The organism is Streptomyces herbicida (assembly GCF_032656585.1).
GTDB classification, from domain to species: domain Bacteria; phylum Actinomycetota; class Actinomycetes; order Streptomycetales; family Streptomycetaceae; genus Streptomyces; species Streptomyces herbicida.
In genome coordinates this window covers 163,572-181,386 of the sequence record NZ_JAUYWJ010000014.1, presented here as the reverse complement: position 1 = coordinate 181,386, position 17,815 = coordinate 163,572, and the positions used below count along the sequence as shown (strand labels likewise).

Annotated in this window: 17 protein-coding genes and 1 pseudogene; 14 read left to right on the top strand and 4 right to left on the bottom strand. The window is 69.5% G+C overall.

The window, feature by feature from the left end:
• The first annotated feature begins 46 nt into the window (after positions 1-46).
• From Q8A52_RS28410 to Q8A52_RS28385, 6 genes are all read left to right on the top strand, one after another.
• Positions 47-385 (top strand): hypothetical protein, encoded by a 339-nt coding sequence (locus Q8A52_RS28410; RefSeq protein ID WP_316756533.1) that lies wholly within the window; start codon positions 47-49, stop codon positions 383-385.
• Positions 386-709: 324 nt separating this feature from the next.
• Positions 710-1,600 carry an alkaline phosphatase family protein gene (locus Q8A52_RS28405; protein WP_316756531.1) on the top strand — a complete coding sequence of 297 codons (891 nt, stop codon included), beginning with the start codon at positions 710-712 and terminating at the stop codon, positions 1,598-1,600.
• A 5-nt stretch (positions 1,601-1,605) separates the two neighbouring features.
• Positions 1,606-2,874, top strand: coding sequence for an MFS transporter (locus Q8A52_RS28400; RefSeq protein WP_316756529.1), 1,269 nt, complete (start codon positions 1,606-1,608; stop codon positions 2,872-2,874).
• The gene (locus Q8A52_RS28395) at positions 2,871-3,893 is read left to right on the top strand and encodes a TolB family protein (protein WP_316756526.1); all 1,023 of its coding nucleotides are present in this window, start codon (positions 2,871-2,873) and stop codon (positions 3,891-3,893) included. Before Q8A52_RS28400 ends, Q8A52_RS28395 begins: the two co-directional genes overlap by 4 nt.
• A 137-nt stretch (positions 3,894-4,030) precedes the next feature.
• Positions 4,031-4,867, top strand: coding sequence for an alpha/beta fold hydrolase (locus Q8A52_RS28390; protein ID WP_316756525.1), 837 nt, complete (start codon positions 4,031-4,033; stop codon positions 4,865-4,867).
• Positions 4,868-4,913: 46 nt separating this feature from the next.
• The gene (locus tag Q8A52_RS28385; protein ID WP_316756523.1) at positions 4,914-5,735 is read left to right on the top strand and encodes an SCO6745 family protein; all 822 of its coding nucleotides are present in this window, start codon (positions 4,914-4,916) and stop codon (positions 5,733-5,735) included.
• Between the two features lie 127 nt (positions 5,736-5,862).
• On the opposite strand, the gene Q8A52_RS28380 is transcribed toward Q8A52_RS28385, so the two are convergent.
• Positions 5,863-6,864 carry an AraC family transcriptional regulator gene (locus Q8A52_RS28380; protein WP_316756521.1) on the bottom strand — a complete coding sequence of 334 codons (1,002 nt, stop codon included), beginning with the start codon at positions 6,862-6,864 and terminating at the stop codon, positions 5,863-5,865.
• A gap of 280 nt (positions 6,865-7,144) precedes the next feature.
• Here Q8A52_RS28380 and Q8A52_RS28375 point away from each other — a divergent pair, with 280 nt between their 5' ends.
• From Q8A52_RS28375 to Q8A52_RS28355, 5 genes are read left to right on the top strand one after another with little or no spacing between them, the layout of a single operon-like run.
• Positions 7,145-8,530, top strand: a complete 1,386-nt coding sequence (locus Q8A52_RS28375; RefSeq protein WP_316756519.1) for an ATP-binding protein — start codon at positions 7,145-7,147, stop codon at positions 8,528-8,530.
• Positions 8,527-8,940 (top strand): roadblock/LC7 domain-containing protein, encoded by a 414-nt coding sequence (locus Q8A52_RS28370; RefSeq protein ID WP_316756518.1) that lies wholly within the window; start codon positions 8,527-8,529, stop codon positions 8,938-8,940. The genes Q8A52_RS28375 and Q8A52_RS28370 overlap by 4 nt, the downstream gene beginning before the upstream one ends.
• Positions 8,937-9,296 (top strand): DUF742 domain-containing protein, encoded by a 360-nt coding sequence (locus tag Q8A52_RS28365; protein WP_316756516.1) that lies wholly within the window; start codon positions 8,937-8,939, stop codon positions 9,294-9,296. Before Q8A52_RS28370 ends, Q8A52_RS28365 begins: the two co-directional genes overlap by 4 nt.
• Positions 9,274-9,888 (top strand): GTP-binding protein, encoded by a 615-nt coding sequence (locus Q8A52_RS28360; protein WP_316756514.1) that lies wholly within the window; start codon positions 9,274-9,276, stop codon positions 9,886-9,888. Before Q8A52_RS28365 ends, Q8A52_RS28360 begins: the two co-directional genes overlap by 23 nt.
• A complete protein-coding gene (locus tag Q8A52_RS28355; RefSeq protein ID WP_316756512.1) occupies positions 9,885-11,261 on the top strand; it encodes a cytochrome P450 in 1,377 nt (458 codons plus the stop codon). The genes Q8A52_RS28360 and Q8A52_RS28355 overlap by 4 nt, the downstream gene beginning before the upstream one ends.
• Here the strand turns inward: Q8A52_RS28355 and Q8A52_RS28350 are convergent, their stop codons facing one another.
• Both Q8A52_RS28350 and Q8A52_RS28345 read right to left on the bottom strand, forming a co-directional pair.
• A complete protein-coding gene (locus Q8A52_RS28350) occupies positions 11,262-12,506 on the bottom strand; it encodes a cytochrome P450 family protein (protein WP_316756510.1) in 1,245 nt (414 codons plus the stop codon).
• Positions 12,507-12,770: 264 nt separating this feature from the next.
• Positions 12,771-13,583, bottom strand: coding sequence for a TetR/AcrR family transcriptional regulator (locus Q8A52_RS28345; protein WP_316756508.1), 813 nt, complete (start codon positions 13,581-13,583; stop codon positions 12,771-12,773).
• A gap of 276 nt (positions 13,584-13,859) precedes the next feature.
• Here Q8A52_RS28345 and Q8A52_RS28340 point away from each other — a divergent pair, with 276 nt between their 5' ends.
• Entirely contained in the window at positions 13,860-15,572 is a 1,713-nt protein-coding gene (locus Q8A52_RS28340) for an MFS transporter (protein ID WP_316756506.1), read from the top strand.
• Between the two features lie 129 nt (positions 15,573-15,701).
• Here the strand turns inward: Q8A52_RS28340 and Q8A52_RS28335 are convergent, their stop codons facing one another.
• Positions 15,702-16,430: a hypothetical protein gene (locus tag Q8A52_RS28335; RefSeq protein WP_316756504.1), complete on the bottom strand. Its 729-nt coding sequence runs from the start codon at positions 16,428-16,430 to the stop codon at positions 15,702-15,704.
• 235 nt (positions 16,431-16,665) lie between these two features.
• On the opposite strand from Q8A52_RS28335, the pseudogene Q8A52_RS28330 reads away from it, so the two are divergent.
• A pseudogene (locus tag Q8A52_RS28330) lies at positions 16,666-17,008 on the top strand (transposase); the annotation flags it as partial.
• 62 nt (positions 17,009-17,070) lie between these two features.
• On the top strand, positions 17,071-17,613 hold the full coding sequence (locus Q8A52_RS28325; RefSeq protein ID WP_316756502.1) for a GNAT family N-acetyltransferase: 543 nt from the start codon (positions 17,071-17,073) through the stop codon (positions 17,611-17,613).
• Positions 17,614-17,815 lie beyond the last annotated feature (202 nt).

The window sequence follows — 17,815 nt, the reverse complement described above, 5'->3', positions numbered from 1 at the left end:
AGAGCGCCGGACCGCGGCAGCGCTGGCAGCGGCGCGCAGCCGCGGGGTGGACGACCCCGTCGCCGTCCTCACCGCGGGCGCACGGGCCTACCTGGACGGTATCTGGAACAACCGGCCACTCGGCAGGCTCCTCGCCGAGGACGACGGCCCGGCCGGCTTCGACGCGCTGCGCCGCCAATGGGACCGGGCATGGGTACGGCGCAACGCCAGGCTGCTGCAGGTGGACGAGCAGCACCGCGCAGGCCGGGTCAGGGTGATCGTGCTGACCACGGTCATCGGAGGGGCGGCGCGCGAGCTGGGCGACTGCGCGGACGAGACAGAGGCCCGGGAGATCGTGGACGAGGTGTGCGGAATCCTCACTCACCTGTCGACTCCGCCCGGCTGAACCGCGACGCGCACGGCCCGAGGACCGCCTGCTCGCCACTCCGGTGACGTCGACCGCCGCTCGACCACCCGTGCCCTGGGACTGGGCCGTGGTCGGCTCGTCCAGCAGTTGCCCGCGGTGGCCCTCGCGTCCCACCCAGCTTGTTGCGCCCGGCGCGCAGTGAGGTGACGCCTGTTCAGTAAGCCCTTGCTTTGAGTGACTTGTGCGCGACCTTTGCCTGCTGATGTCCACCGTTCGTCTGTCCTTCACGCAGACCCTGCTTGGGGCTCCTAGGGTTGCCGCGCCGCTCCCCATACGACCGTCACCCCTGTCCGGAGGACAGTCATGACCGCCGTCAAGGCTCCCAAGCGCACCAGTCGCCCGCTCACCGCACTCGCCGGGGCTGTCGCCCTCACCGCCACGTCGATCGGTCTGTGGGCCGCAACGACATCCCCCGCTCAGGCCGCCGCTCTCCCGACCCCCGACCACGTGGTGGTCGTGGTGATGGAAAACCACGCCTACTCGCAGGTCATCGGCAGCTCCAGCGCCCCGTACATCAACAACACCCTCAAGGCCGGTGGCGCCAACCTCACCCAGTCGTACGGTCTCACCCACCCCAGTGAGCCGAACTACTACATGCTCTTCTCGGGTTCCAACCAGGGCCGCACCGACGACAGTTGCGTCCCGGTGGGTTCCATCTCCGCGCCCAACCTCGCCTCCGAGCTGATCGCCGCCGGGAAGACCTGGAAGAGCTACAACGAGTCGCTGCCCAGCCAGGGTTCGACCGTCTGCAGCAGCGGCAACTACGCGCAGAAGCACAACCCGTGGTTCGGCTTCTCCAACGTGCCGACCAACACCGCGATGACCTTCGCGCAGTTCCCGACCGACTACACGACGCTGCCGAAGGTCTCCTTCGTGGTACCGAACCTGTGCAGTGACATGCACGACTGTTCGGTCTCCACGGGCGACACCTGGATCAAGAACAACCTGGGCGCCTACGCCACCTGGGCCAAGACCCACAACAGCATCCTCGCCGTCACCTTCGACGAGGACAACAGGCAGTCCGGCAACCGCATCCCCACCGTCCTCTACGGACAGCACGTCGCCCCCGGCAGCTCCACCGCAACCACCTACAACCACTACAACGTACTGCGCACCGTGGAGGACCTGGCCGGTCTGACCACGCACGCGGGCAACGCCGCCTCGGCATCCGACATCACCGGCATCTGGAACTGACGCCCGTGTATCTCGCGGACTCCCGCAGCACCAAGCCCGCCGTCGCCCCGGACACCCGTCCGGGGCGGCGGCCGGCCGCTGTGCCCGGCACCGTGCTTGCCCTGGGCGCGGTCAGCCTCGTCACGGACGTCTCCTCCGAGATGGTCACGGCCGTGCTGCCGCTCTATGTGGTGGCGGGCCTCGGCCTGTCCCCCCTCGGGTTCGGCCTCCTCGACGGCATCAACAACGGTGTCGGGGCCCTGGTCCGGCTGGCCGGCGGCCACCTCGCCGACCGGGGAGGCCGCCGCCACAAGATCGTGGCTGGCGTCGGCTACGGCCTGTCGGCGCTGTGCAAGCCGCTGCTGCTGCTCGCTCACACCCTCCCCGTGATCAGCGCCGTGCTCGCGGCCGACCGCACCGGCAAAGGGCTGCGCACGGCCCCCCGCGACGCGATGATCTCGCTGGCCACCGAACCCGAGCACCGGGGCCGGGCATTCGGCGTGCACCGCGCCATGGACACCACCGGCGCGCTGCTCGGCCCGCTCGTCGCCTTCGCCGTGCTACGAGCCACCGTCGACGGCTACGACGCGGTCTTCGCCGTCAGCGGCTGTGTCGCCGTGCTCGGCGTCCTGGTGCTGGTGCTCTTCGTGCCCCGCCACATCTCCCCCGCCGGTCCCGCACAGCCGCCCGAGCCGGAGCGGCCGACACTGCGCGATGCACTCGGACTGCTGCGCCGCCCGCAACTGCGCCGACTCACCGTGTGCGCGGCGCTGCTCGGCCTGACCACCGTCAGCGACTCCTTCCTCTATCTGCTGCTCCAGCGCGAAGAGGCCCTGCCTGCCCACCTGTTCCCGTTGCTGCCGCTGGGCACCGCCGCTGTCTTCCTGACGCTCGCCGTACCGCTCGGCGCACTCGCCGACCGCATCAGTCGCCGTCGGCTGTTCCTGGCCGGTCACGGCGTCCTGCTGCTCGGCTACGGCCTGGTGCTCAGCCCCTGGCACGGTGTCCCGGCCGTGGTCGCCGTCCTAGTGCTGCACGGCACCTTCTATGCGGCCACCGACGGAATCCTTGCGGCCGCCACCGCCGGCGCCGTACCGGCGCAACACCAGGGTGCCGGCCAAGCACTGGTCGGCACCGGCCAGGCGCTGGCCCGATTCGCCTGTTCGTTCGCCTTCGGCGCGGCCTGGAACCTGTGGGGCGGGCGTGACGCACTTGCCGTCACCGCCGTCGCATTGGCCGTCAGCGCCGTCGTGGCCTCGTTCGTCCTCCGTACCGCCGATGAGGTGCCCGCATGACCAGAACCACCCGACTCGTGATCCTGCTGGTCGCCGTCGTGCTGCTCGGGAGCGTGGGCACCGGGGCGGTGCTGTACGCCGCCCACCGGTCCGGGATGCGCGACCAGCAGCAGGCGAACGGTCCGACGGTGCAGGCCGGTACCGTCTCGCTCCGGCCGGCCGGTGGCCGTCGGCTGCTGGTACGCAACCTGACCTGGGGACCGCACCGCGACGAGATCGCCACAGTGCCCGCCGACCATCCGCAGGGGCCGCGCACCACATCCGGCGTCAAGTGCCTGCGTTTCCACGCGGCAGCCGGTACCGGCATCTGTCTGCAGGCCGTGCACGGCACGCTGCAGGACACCTACCGGGCCGTGGTGCTCGACTCGCATCTGCACGAGCTGCACCACTTCCCGGCAGCCGGCATCCCCACCCGGGCCCGGGTCTCGCCCTCCGGCCACCTGGTGGCCTGGACGGTCTTCGTCAGCGGAGACTCCTATGCCGGCACCAACTTCTCCACCCGCACCGCCATCGTGGACACCCGCACCTGGGCGATCGACGACAACCTGGAGACGTTCCGCATCATCAAGGACCACAGCACCTACCGCGCCGCGGACATCAACGTCTGGGGTGTCACCTTCGCCGACGACACCCGCTTCTACGCCACGCTGGCAACCGGCGGCCGTACCTACCTCGTGCGGGGCGACCTCGCAGCACGCACCCTGACCACCGTGCACCGCAACGTCGAATGCCCTTCGCTCTCACCCGACGGCACCCGGATCGCCTACAAGAAGCGCGTCCGGGGGGTCTCACCCGACGCCCCCTGGCGGCTGTACGTCCTCGACCTGCGCACCATGAAGGAGACCGCGACCGCCGAGCAGCGCAACATCGACGACCAGGCCCTGTGGCGCGACGACTCCACCCTCGTCTACGCCCTTCCCGGCGACTACGGCTCCGACCTGTGGACCGTCCCCGCCGACGGCACCGGCACGGCCCGCCGACTGATGACCTCGGCCCTGGCCCCCGCCTACCTGGGGTGACAGGTCGAGGGGCGACCTCCCCGAAAGGGCGGTTCGCTTCACGACCTCGCGCACTTGCCAGGCGTGAGGGTCGGCCCCTTGACAAACCGTTGGTACGGCTGAAGGCTGACCGACCAGTCGGTATGAAGGGGCGGATCGTGACCGAGTTGAGCATCTCCACTGCGGCGGGCCTGTTTCACGCGGTCGCGGCGGGTCCGCGCGCGGGCCGCCCGGTGTTGTTGCTGCACGGCTTCCCACAGACGGGCCTGGCATGGCGGCAGCAGATCGCGACCCTGGCCGCGCACGGTTACCGGGTCGTGGCACCCGACCAGCGCGGGTACTCCCCCGGGGCTCGCCCCGAACGGCCCGAGGACTACCGCATCAGCACCCTGGTCGACGATGTGGTCGCGATCACGGAGGAGCTGGGCTGGTCATCATTCGACCTGGTCGGCCATGACTGGGGAGGCGCAGTCGCGTGGTGGACCGCCCATGCCCACCCCGGCCGCATACGCACCCTCACGGTCGTCTCGACCCCGCACCCCGGCGCCCTGGCCGCCACTCTGCGCACCGACCCGGACCAGCGCGAACGATCACGCTACATGATCGACTGGCGCGAAACGCCCGCGACTGAGGAGCTCATGCTCGCCGACAACGCCGAGGCACTTCGCTCCATTTACGCCGGAAAGGTTCCGCAGGACAGCGTCGAGGCCTACGTGCGGCACCTCTCCCAGCCGGGCGCTCTTACCGCGGCGCTGAACTGGTACCGGGCCGGCCGCCCTGACGGCACGATCGGCGCCATCGACATGCCCACGCTGTACGTCTGGAGCACGGAGGACAGCGCGTTCGGCCCGGCGGCCGCGCAGGAGACCGGGCAGTGGGTCAACGGGCCGTACCGCTTCGAGGCCCTCCAGGGCGTCAGCCACTGGGTCCCCGAGGAGGCGCCTGAGGCGCTGAGCCGTCTTCTGCTCGAACATCTGCGCGCGCACGGCGAGTAAGGAACCAACGCGAATACCCGTTCGCCGAACCCCGGAAGGTGACGCAATGAAGACAGCGCGAGCAGCCTGGCGCCGACTCGAGCCCGTACACGGCATGATCTATTTCGCCCCCGAGGCAAGGCGGCGGTACGCGGACCTCGGACTGGGTGGACGGGCCGGGTACTTCGCCTCCCGCAGCGCCGCCTTCGGTCGAGCATCAGCTGAGCTCGTCATCTCGACCTTCTACAACTTCAACCCCGATTTGATACGGAAGGCGGTCCACGGCGTCTGGGACGCGACGACACCACAGCAGGTGCTGGACGCGCGGTACGCCGCCGCGGGTGAGGCCCTGCGGCGGGCCGGGATCCACGAACTCCCCGCTCTCGACGAGGTCTTGGCACTGACTCGCAGGGCCGCCGGCGCCGCCGCCGAGCACGCTCAGGGCCGCCCGCTGTTCGCCGCGCATGCCGCGCTGCCCTGGCCGGACGAACCGGTACTGCAACTGTGGCACGCCCAGACGCTGCTCCGGGAGTTCCGTGGAGACGGCCATGTCGCGTGCTTGCTGACCGAGGGTGTGGGAGGCCTGGAGGCCTTGATTCTGCACGCTGCCACCGGTGAGGTTCCCGTCGATTTCCTCAAGGCGAGCCGCGCGTGGCCCGAGGACGAGTGGGCCGCCACCAAAGAGCGCCTGCGCACGCGAGGTCTCCTCGACGGCGACTCCCTCAGCCCGGACGGCGTACGCCTGCGCCAGCACATCGAGGACCGCACCGACCGCCTGGCCCTCCCCGCCTACGCCGCCCTGGGTGACGCCGACTGCGAACGTCTCGCCGAACTGGCAAGCCCCTTCGGCCGCGCCGTCGTCGAAGCCGGCCTCCTGAAGGTCGGCTGAACGGCCACCCCGGATCCGATCGGCACCGGCGAACCGGTGCAAGTGACACCTGGTAGCAGTCTGCTGTGCACGGACTTCACAGCCGACGCCGTGCCATCCCCTTGACGCCTCGCCCTGCCGGGGACGCTCACACAGCACGCAGGTCCCCGGCGGCCGGACTCGGCGCACACGCCCGCCGGGTTCTGTCGCGCATCTCCCGGGGACTGAGCCCGTAGCGCTGGCGGAAGGCCGTGCTCAGCGCGCTGGCCGAGGAGAATCCCGAGGCGTAGGCCAATTCCGTGATCGTCATGTGTTCGCAGTCGGCGCACTGGAGGCGGTCGCGAACCAGGCGCAGGCGCTCCTCACGGATCAGCCCACGGGGAGTGGTGCCCACGCACTGGAGGGCCAGCTGGATCTGGCGCAGGGACCAGCCGAGGGCGCGTGCCATGGACGCACCCGTGAGCCCGGGATCAGCCGCGTGGTCGCGGACGTAGCGGCGGACGAGCGCCTCGACCTCGCTGAGATGGCCCGGGACGTCGGGGCGGTCGTCGCCGCAGGCGAGCATGCACAGAAGCTCGACGATGCGGTCGGAGATCGCCTCGAACGCGGTGCCGGTGAGGTGGTCGCGCTCCTCGTGCAGGGTGCGCACCATGCCGAGCACGATACGGCCCAGCCCTCGCGCCAGATCGATTCCGGTGGCCAGGGGAGCCTTCCGGTTCAGCGGGCTGTCGATCTCCCGGGCCGGGATCGACAGGATGAAACCCTGCAAGGACGCGTCATGGAGGAGCTCGAAGGGCTCGCCCAGCGTGAGCAGGCTGCCCGTCCCCGGCGTCAGCCGCGTCTCCTGTTCGTCCTGCCGCAGAACCACCTCGCCGGAGAGCGGGAGGACGAACCGGTAGTCGGGGTCGGGCTTCTGGCGGATCAGGCCAGGGGTGCGGACGTACTCGATCTGATCGCTGCGCCATTTGACGAGCTGGTAGTTGTCACTGCGTTGCCGGACCAGCTCGCCCCGGAAGGTTTCGGGCTGGGTGAACCGGTAGTCCATGCGCGTCTGGTAGACGTCGATGCGCTCGCTCCAGAGGTCGGTCCCCTCAGGCGGCGAGACCTCGCCGGTCCTGGTCGTCTCCACGAAGTAGCTTCCCGCGGACAACGCATCTCCTCCGCTGCGACGCGTCACGACGGCTCCTGGTGAGCGGCGTCGCTGCGCGCCGCCGCCGTCCGTTACGCGTAGTCAGACTAGGGCAACAGCCGGTCCTCGTAGGGCAATGACAGCCGTTTGGCATATGCCAAAGGTAAGCCGGTCGCCTGAAACGTCTCATCCGGCCTGTTTGCGTCTGGTGACAACTTCCTTGCGCACACGCACAAGTACGGGCGCGGAAGCGTCGCTACCGTCAAGCGCCCGTCAACTCACGTCCGTCTTTGAGGACTTCATGACCGAACAGATACCGGACGCGGTGTTCTGGTGCCTGGCCGTAAGCCTGTTCGCCGTCACCGTGCTGCTGGTGCGCCAGCGTGGGATCACCGCACGGCAGCGCAGTCGGAACGCCGAACTCGCGGACGGCCTGCGGGCGCGGGACGAGGAAGTGCGTCACCTCGTGTCCGCACGGCTGCCGGCCCTGGAGGATACGGCCCGGCAGCCGTCCCCGTCCGTCGGTCTGCTGGACGCCCGGCTCGCCGACACAGAGTTCGCCAAGTGCCTGGACGAGGTCCTGGCACGGTTCGCCGGAGCCGTCGAACACGCGCAGTCCCGCGCCGACCAGTCCGCGAAGGCCGCCCTGAAGGCGTCCATGCGATCCATCCAGGCCCTGGCCAACGAACAGCAGGTATCCATCGCGGAGATGCAGGACCGGCACGACCACCCCGATGTGCTGCGCGACCTGCTCGAGATCGACCACACGAACGCCCAGTTCGGCCGCCGGGCCCAGGCCATCGCCGTGCTCTGCGGCTCGTGGCCCGGCCGTCAGCGCGCCACCTCCGCACTCATCGAGGTCGTACGCGGCGCCACCTCCCGCATCCGCGACTACCGGCGCATCCGCATCCACGGCGAGGTCGCCATCGCCGTGGCCAGCCGGACGGTGGAGCCGGTGGTGCTCGCGGTCGCCGAGCTGCTCGACAACGCGGCACGCCACTCGCAGCCCAACACGACCGTCGAGGTCACCATCCAGGCGGTGCACAACGGCGCCTGCGTGGTCATCGACGACGCAGGCGTCGGCATGGACGGCCAGGCCGCCGGGCATGCCGCCGAGCTGCTGAGCGGCGGGCACGCCCTCGACGTCGCCCGGCTCGGCGACCCGCCCCGCTTCGGCTTCGCCGTCACCGGGGTGCTCGCCAGGCGCTACGGCTTCAGCGTCTCCGTGGACACGGCCTCCCCCTACGGCGGCGTACGCGCCGTACTGTTCCTGCCGTCCGCTCTCCTCACACACCTGGACGCCGCTCCCGAGCGTCGGCCGTCCGGCGAACCGGCCGCACCCACCCCTGACGCGGCGCCCGTTCGCACCCCGGACTCCCCCGTCGTGTCCGCCCCCGCATCCCGTACAGCAACCCCGCCAGGCCCGACGGAGCACCCCGCGCCGGCTGCCGACCCGGAACCCGGCCCCGGCACCCCGGGAGCGACCACGTCCGGAGGCCTGCCCAAACGCCGTCGCCGTGCCCTCCGGGAAACCGCCGTACAGCCCGCTCCCCCGCCCGCCGACGAGGTCGGCGGACGCTCGGCCGAGGAGAACGCCCGGCGCATGAGCGCCTTCGCCCGTGGCACCCGCTCCGGCCGGTCCGCCCAGCACACCCCCCAGGAAGACGAAGGGAACAGCCACGAATGACCGGGCCCACCAACAACGAGTTGGGCTGGATGCTGGACGATGTGCTGAAGGTGCCTGAGGCGCTCCACGCGATCCTGCTCTCCGCCGACGGCATGCTCCGCGCCTACTCCAAGGACATCGACCGGGACGACGCGGAACGGCTGGCCGCGGGCCTGTCCGGAGTCCAGTCGATCAGCCGCAGCACGGCCGAGTTCTGCGGTACCCCGCACACCCCGTGGCGGCAGACCCTGATCGAGTTCGCGCACGGCTACGTGTTCCTCGTCGCCGCCGGCGAGGGCGCCTACCTCGCGGTCTCCACCAGCGAGGACGTGGACATGGAGGCGGTGACGTACCGCATGCACAAGCTCGTCGACCGGCTCGGCAAGGAGCTGACCAGCCCGGCCCGGCAGGACACCGGCAGCCCGCTATGACTCCCCGGCGCCGCCCCGCAGACAGGCTGGTGCGGTCGTACGTCATCACGGACGGCCGCGCCCAGCCCTCCCGCAACACCCTGGACCTGGTCACGCTGCTGATCGCCACCGACGATCTGCCGCTGACCGGGCTCAACCCGGAAAAGCGCAGGCTCATGGAACTGTGCCGGCCGGGGGCACTGTCCGTCGCCGAGGTGGCCGGCCACCTCGCCCTCCCGGTCGGCGTCACCAAGGTCCTGATCGCCGACCTCATGGACAGCGGTCACATCGTCACCCGCGCACCCATCCCCGCAGCCCGGCCGACCGACGCCCGAATCCTCCAGGAGGTGCTCGATGGGCTCCGCGCCCGCCTCTGAACCCGCCGCCGGCAACCTCTATCTGCGCCCCAGCGTGCAGACCGCGGCCAAGCTCCTGGTCGTGGGCCACTTCGCGGTCGGCAAGACCACCCTCGTCGGCGCGCTCTCCGAGATCCGGCCGCTGCGCACCGAGGAGGTCATGACCGAGGCCGGCGCACTCGTCGACGACCTGGACGGCATGAAGGACAAGACGACCACCACCGTCGCCCTGGACTTCGGCCGTCTGACCCTCAACGACCGCCTGGTGCTCTATCTCTTCGGCACCCCCGGCCAGCAGCGCTTCACCCAGTTGTGGCAGGACATGACGCGCGGCGCGCTGGGCGCCCTCGTGCTGGCCGACACACGGCGCCTGAGCCAGTCCTTCGAGGTCATGGGCGTACTGGAAGAGCTCGGACTGCCGTACGCCGTCGCCCTCAACCAGTTCGACGACGCACCCTCGCACGACCTCGACGAGATACGCGAGGCCCTCGACCTGCTCCCCGAAACCCCCCTCGTCCGCTGCGACGCCCGCGACCGGATCTCGTCCACGCACGCCCTCATCTCCCTCGTGGAATACCTCCTGACCCGCACCGGCGAACTGGAGAACGCGTGACCTCGCCAACACCACCACCGAGCTGCCCCATCCATGAGCCCCTGTACGAGCCTTTGTACGGGCCCGAGTTCGCGGCCGACCCCGCGGCCGCCTACCGGCGGCTGCGGGCCGCGGGCCCGATCGCGCCGGTCGAACTCGCGCCCGGTGTACGCGCATCACTCGTCGTCGGCTACGAGGCGGCCCTGCACGTCCTGCGCAGCCCCGAGACCTTCTCCAAGGACCCCCGCCGCTGGAAGGACCTGGCGGACGGCACCGTCCCCATGGACAGCCCGGTCGTCCCGATGATGATGTACCGGCCGAACGCCCTGTGGACCGACGGAGCCGAGCACCGCAGACTGCGCGACGCGATCACGGACAGCCTCGCCCAGGTGGATCCCAACACGCTGCGCGGCTACGTCGAGGCAAGTGCCGACACCCTGATCGACCGGATCGCGCCGGCCGGGAAGGCCGACCTGCTCGGCGAGTACGCCCAGGTCCTGCCGCTGCTGGTGTTCAACCGGCTGTTCGGCTGCCCGCCCGAGTACGGGGTGCGGCTGGTCGAGGGGATGTCCGGGATCTTCGACGGCGTGGACGCCGAGAAGGCGAACGAACTGCTCGCCACGACCCTGCTCGACCTCGTGACCCTGAAGCGGGCCCGGCCCGGGCAGGACGTCACGTCCTGGCTCATGGCTCACCCCGCCGCACTGACCGACGAGGAGATGGTCCACAGCCTGGTCCTGCTGATGGGCGCGGGCACCGAGCCCCAGCAGAACCTCATCGCCAACAGCCTTCGGCTGCTGCTGTCCGACGACCGGTTCGAAGGTACCCTGTCCGGCGGCAGCCTGCCGGTGGAGGACGCCCTCGACGAGGTGCTGTGGACCGACCCGCCCATGGCCAACTACGCCGTGCACTATCCCGTTCACGATGTCGTCCATGAAGGGGTGCCACTGCGGGTGGGCCACCCGATCGTGGTCAGCCTCGCCGCCGCCAACACCGACCCGTCCCTGACCTCGGATCAGCGTGCGGGCAACCGCGCCCATTTGGCGTGGAGCGCGGGCCCGCACACCTGCCCGGCGCAGAGTCCGGCCCGGCTGATCGCGGCGGTGGCGGTCGAGAAGCTGCTCGACCGCCTGCCGGATGTCGAACTGGCCATCCCGGTCCAGGAGTTGACCTGGCGGCCCGGCCCCTTCCACCGGGCGCTGGCCGCGCTGCCCGTGGTCTACCCGGCGGCTTCGCTCCTGGCACCCGCCGAGCCCGCCACGGAGGGCGATCGGTCCGCGCGGCGCATGAGTTCCTCATCGGACGTATCGCCGCCCGAGGCATCGCCGGCAAGCCGCACGGGCCGCGGCCGCGGCTGGTTGGCGCGGCTGCGGTCCTGGTGGCGCGGGGAGTGATCAGGACAGCAGCGCGGGCAGGACGCGGTGGCCGTTGGAGATGAAGGAATCGACGGGCTCCAGCTCCGCCTCCTTCGCGGCGAGACGGAGCCCGGGGAAGCGATCGAAGAGCGCCGGGAGCGCGATCCGGGCCTCCAGCCGTCCCAGCGGGGCGCCCAGGCAGAAGTGCACGCCGTAGCCGAACGCCAGATGTTCCTTGTCGGCGCGGGCGACGTCGAACCTGTCGGCGTCCGCGCCGTACCTCTCGGGGTCACGTCCGGCGGCGGCATACGCGGCGAGGATCGCCTCCCCCTTGCCGATCACCACCCCGGCCGGGCCACCGAACTCCTCCATACCGAGGTCCTCCACGGCGTACCGCAACGGCAGGCTGGCGACCGGTGCATCCACCCGCAGCACCTCCTCGATCGCGTCGTCCCAGGACGCATCGCCCGAGCGGACGCGTGCGAGCTGCGCCGGGTGGGTGAGCAGCAGGTGGATGGCGTTGTCGATGAGGTTGACCGTGGTCTCGTGGCCCGCGCTCACCATGAGTGCCAGAGTATCGAGCAACTCCTGCTCGCTCAGGCGGGTGTCGCCCTCGTCGTCGCGGGCCGCGATGAGGGCCGAGGTCAGGTCGTCGCCGGGTGAGCGCCGTTTGAGGGCCACCAGCTCACCGAGCGCCGCGTAGAGCCGGGCGTAGATGTCGGTGACCTCCTCCGGGCCGGCGGAGGTGTGGAAGACGCCGTCCACGACGGCCCGCAGTTCCGCGCTCTGCTCCTCGGGCAGCCCGAACAGCTCGCTGATCACCTGGATCGGCAGGGGGTAACAGAAGCCCTCCCGCAGATCGACCACCGAATTCCGCCGCCCGGCCTCCTCCAGCCCGTCGAGCAGCGTCTTGGTGATCTCCTCGATCCGGGGCTGGAGCGCCGCAGTGCGGCGGGCAGTGAACGCCTTGGCGACCAAGGCGCGCAGCCGCTTGTGCTCACCGCCGTACGCGGTGAACATGTTCTGCACCGCGACCCAGGTGAACAGCGGCCATTCCGGGGAGACTTCACCGTTGATCCACCGCGGCCAGTGCTGACGCGGGTCCTTCGACACCCGCGGGTCGGTGAGCAGGCGTTTGAGCAGGTCGGGACTGCTGACGGCCCATGCCTCGACACCGCCGGGAAGTTCCACGAGGGTCACTGGTCCCCTCTCGCGGATCCGGGCGGCCTCGCCGTGGATGTCACGGCCGGTCGCGTCGATGACTAAGGGACGGGGGTCTCCCATCGCGGCCTCCCTGGCACTCGGACTTCTGTACGAGCCGTAAAGCTACTTGGCCGTAGCCTGTCCGCACGAGACCGCCTCGGGCGCGCTGCGTACCGACACAACTTCCGTGCGCGTGGCTGCAAGTCGGCTCCTCGGCGCCGCCCCCGCGTTTGCGCGTCGGAATCAGTGGGCCGGTGAGAGTGGGGACGGGCGGCGCGGTCCCGCCAATGGAGGTCGGGTAGCGCCCCACGGTGTCACAGGCTTCGCCCAACCCATGAGTCGCCATCAGGTGGCGTCCGGAGCCCGGTGATCGCCCGAACTCGTGCGCGCCTCCGGCTCCGACAGATAGCTCGCCAGGCCGCGCAAGATGATCTCCAGGCCGATGTCGAACCTCTCGTCGGAGGAGTCCGTCACCATCAGACCGGACAGAGCGCGCAGATGGGGAAAGTCCGCCGCGGGCAGGGACGCGAAGTAGTTCTGCATCTCGTCGGCCATCTCGCGCCAGTCGGGGCGGGCCATGGAGGGATCGTCACCGCCGTACTGGGCGGCGCGGTCCTGCCACATGCCCTCTTCCAGGACGAACCCGTCGATGTAGGTGGAGATGAGGTCACCTGCCTCCGCCGCGATGCGGTCGGGCAGCCCGGCGGTACGGAAGACGGCGAGCAACGCCTCGACGTGCGGCAGCAGTTCGGCGGTGAACGGGACATGGCCCATGGAGATCCTGGCCATGTCCCGGTGGGACAGCAGGCGCTGCCGTAGGGAGCGGGCGAAGTCCCGCAGCTGCTCCTGCCACCGCTCCGGGTCGGGTGCGGGCATCTCGAAGCTGTCGAAGAGCCGCGTGTACATCAGCTCCAGAAGGTCGTCCTTGGAGCTGACGTGGGCGTAGAGGGCGGAGACCGTGACCCCCAGTTCGGCCGCCACCTGGCGCATCGACATCCCGTCGATCCCCTGGCGGTCCAGCACGGTGAAGGCGGCCTCGACGACTCGTTCGCGCGACAGCGGGGTGCGCGCGGGGGCGACGCGGGCGCGGGCGGGGCGCTCACGCTCCCAGGGGGACGGCGGAGGGGGTGCGGGGGTGCCGGCGGCCGCGTCGGTCATGAGGACAGTCTAGGCGCGGGGAGAACAGTGTTCTTCCAGACGAGCAGCGTTCACCAAGCCAAGACGCGATATATCTTGCCCTCGCTTGAAGTTGCGCTATATCTTAATGAACACCGTTCTCCAGGTGTGCACTGTTCTGTTAGGGTGAACAGCGTTCTCCTGAGCGTCCGGACGTCCGCTCCGCGGGCCGAATCAGCAAGCCGGGCAGCCACACCCATCCGTCCCACCGCGCCCACGGGTCGTCACCGCGGCGCGGCCCTTTTGCGAGGAGTTCCGATGTCCACCACCGGTGTCGCGTCCGCCGAGACACCCACCGACTCACCAGCGCCCTACCGATGGCGCTGGGCTGCGCTCTTCGTGATCCTCGCGGCCGAGGTCATGGACCTCCTCGACGCCGTCGTCACGAACATCGCCGGCCCCTCCATGCGGGCCGACCTGGGCGGCGGTGCCTCCACCCTGCAGTGGCTCGCCGCCGCATACACGCTCTCGATGGCCGTCGGGCTCGTCACCGGAGGGCGGCTCGGGGACATTCACGGGCGTCGCCGGATGTTCCTGCTGGGGGCCGCCGGCTTCACCCTGGGGTCGCTGCTGTGCGCGACGTCCGTGTCGTCCGAGATGCTGATCGCCGCACGCGTCGTACAGGGACTGTTCGGCGCGGTCATGCTGCCGCAAGGCCTCGGCATGATCAAGGAGATGTTCCCGCCGAAGGAGTCACAGAAGGCCTTCGGCATGTTCGGCCCGGTCATGGGACTGTCCGCGGTGTGCGGGCCGATCCTGGCGGGCTGGCTCGTGGACGCCGACTACTTCGGCACCGGCTGGCGGATGATCTTCCTGATCAACCTGCCGCTGGGTGCCGCGGCCATCCTCGGTGCCCTGCGCTACCTGCCGAGGGGCCGGTCCGAGAGCAAGCCGCGCCTCGACATCCCCGGCATGCTCCTGGTCTCGCTGGCCGCGCTGCTGATCATCTTCCCGCTGGTCCAGGGCCGTGAGTACGACTGGCCCGCGTGGACGTTCGTGATGATGGCCGCCTCCGTGGTCGTCTTCGTGGCCTTCGCCAAGTACGAGTCGCGCCGCAGCAAGGACGGCCGGGACCCGCTGGTCGTCCCCAGCCTGTTCCGCAAGCGTGGATTCAGCGGTGGCATGACCCTCGGGCTGGTCTTCTTCTCGACCATGCAGGGCTTCATGCTGGTCTTCAACCTGTACACCCAGATCGGCCTCGGCTACTCGCCGCTCAAGGCTGGACTGGTGATGGTGCCCTGGTCCGGCGGCATGATCGTCGGCTTCGGGATCGCTCAGGGCGTCGCCCGGTTCGGACGGGCCGTCCTGCAGGCGGGCACGCTGGTCATGGCCGTGGGTGTGTTCGGCGTGTGGCTGACCCTCGACATGGTGGGAAGTGGCGTCGGCCCCTGGCAGCTGCTGCCGGCCCTCCTTGTCACCGGTATCGGGATGGGCCTGCTCATGGCGCCGTTCTTCGACATCGTGCTCGCCAGTGTCGAGCAGCACGAGACGGGCTCGGCGTCCGGCACGATGACCGCGATACAGCAACTCGGCGGCGCCTTCGGCGTGGCCATCCTCGGCACCGTCTTCTTCGGTCTGCTGGGCGGCGGGATCGCGTCCGCCGTCGATCACCACTCGGACGGCCTACGAGGGCAGCTTGCCGCCGCGCACGTCGCGCCCGCCGCTCAGGAGCGCATCGTGGCGGACCTGCGTACGTGCACCTCCGACCGCGCCGTGGCCAAGGATCCTGCCGCGACCCCGGCGTCCTGCGCGCGCCTGGAGAAGGACACTCGGTCCGCCGTGACCTCGCCTCAGGCCGGCGACCGGATACCCACCGCGCTGAAGGCCACCGCGTCGTCGGCTTTCCGGACCGGTTTCGGCTCCGTCATGAAGACGCTGCTGTGGGTCGTCGACGGCATGCTCGCCCTGACCTTCCTGCTCGCGTTCCTCCTGCCGCGCCACGCCCGCCCCGAGGGGACCGCGGGGCACTGAGTCGCGGCCGCACCGGCATCGGCGAACGGGACTGCCGGGCGCCCCGAAGAGGGGGCGCCCGGCAGTCCCGTTTCCCCCTTATCCCATTCGAAGACATTCAGGTCACACGTACTGGGAGTCCGCCTCTTACTAGAGCGGTACGGCTTGCAACATATCCCCCGCCGAAATACCCGTGCCGTAAAGCATCCTGTCGTCGGACTCTTTCCCGTTACGGCGGGCCCAGTGCGCTCCCATCTCATGATAGGAACGACCCTTCCCTGGATCGACCAACAGCCATTTATCACCGTAGGTGTAGGGAGGGATCCACTCTGGAGCGAACGACCACACCTCGTTCAGGAATTCCTGCACTGTGGTGTCTTCATGTACAGGAATTTGCACGGACACCACGTCGTTGTCCATCTGCCCGTAAGAAATCTCAACAAAACGATGACGGAAGTCTTCGCGTGCGCTTTCAACCGCCTCCGCCACTATGAGGTCCTTACTCAGGGCGCTCATCCTGGCGTCGAACATCCTGGGGATTACCTCTTCCATCGCCGAGCGAATGGAGGCTTCCATGTTCTCCACGCTACGATTCCGTGACGTATTGAGAGCACTGACAAAGTCTCGCACACTCGGATTCTTGGAATAGTCCTTGGGCGCGTAAAGAACATACGGCCGCTGCACAAGGATCGCAAAGAATGCAGACGCAACTCCGACCGGGAAGGCCACGGAGAAGAGCACAAGAACCGCCTGCAGCCAACCTTGCGTTTGAGTGGCCGCTGTGCCCGCGGCGGCCTCCGAGACCGTTAAGAAAAGCGAGATGATCCACAGAGGATTGAGCGCTTTTGGCGCCCCAGAGTTATTTGCCGACTGACTCACATGCACCTCTCTCGCGTCACTAACCATGAGCATTCCAGCGCGTCGAGTACCTCGGCAGGTGTTTTGCATTATCGGCGCATTTGTCATGGTATAGAAATCTTCGGTCGTTTGATTGATCCCAGCAGGCCGGCAGCCCTGCGACCCTGGACGAGGTGTTGGGGGTGGTGGAGATCTTCCAGGCCGTGGCGCCGAAGCCGCCGATACGGACGCAGGGCGGCAGCGGCCGCCGATCTGCGGCAGGCCCGGTTCGAAGATCCACGTCGTCCGTGACCCGCAACGGGCTGCCCGGCCGGTGTCTCAGGCGCCGGCCTGCACGACAGTCAGGCCCTGGTGCCGTTGATCGGGGCATCCCGCCGATCCGCTCGCCTTACGGTCCCCGGCGTCGCCGCCCGGCCAAGGTGCACGCGGACAAGGGCCAAGGCGTCGACAGCCTGCGCCACTGGCTGCGTCGGCGGCAGATTGTGCCGCCCATCGCCCGTCACGGGGATGAAACCTCCGGCTGCCGGGGCCGCCACCGCTGGGTGGTGGAACGGACGATGTCCTGGCTCAACGGATGCCGCCGTCTGCGCCGCCGCTACACCAACTGAGGCGACCGCATATTGGTTTGCCGCCGGCCAGTCCGGCCGGATAGGAAGATCGCATGCTTACAGGCAGCAAGGTCGGGCTCAGGGCCCGGCACGAGGACGACATCCCGATCCTGCGGGCCGAGCTCTACGACGACGTGGTCAACTCCTCGCGGGCCGAAGGCGGGCCGTGGCGGCCCATCACGCCCGGCTCGAAGGATCCGCGGCTCGTGGTGGACGACAAGGAGCAAGGGAGCGTCCAGTTCTCCGTGGTGGAGCTGGAGGGCGGCACGCTGGTCGGCACCGCGGTGCTGTGGGGCATCGACAACCACAACCGGTCCGCGCACATCGGGCTGGGGCTGCTGCCGTCCTCCCGCGGCAAGGGCTACGGCACTGACGTGGTCGCGGTGCTGTGCCACTACGGTTTCGTCGTGCGCGGCCTGCAGCGGCTGCAGATCGAGACGCTGTCGGACAACGCCGCGATGCTGCGCTCCGCCGAGCGCAACGGCTTCGTCCGGGAGGGCGTGCTGCGCTCCTCGGCCTGGGTGATGGGCGAGTTCCTGGACGAGGTGCTGCTCGGGCTCCTCGTCCGGGACTGGAAGCCGGACTCGAAGGTCTAGGTTGCCGTCCGACCGTAACGGGCGGGCCGGGGCCACGGCGCAGACATAAGACGGCCGAGGGTTGGCTGCCGCTGCCTCCACAGGCACTACAGGCGCTACAGGCGCTACAGGCGCTACAGGCGCTACAGGCGCTACAGGCGCTACAGGCGCAAAGGCGAGCACTTCCTGGCCTTCGTCGGTATCGCCGTCGCCCTCATCTGCT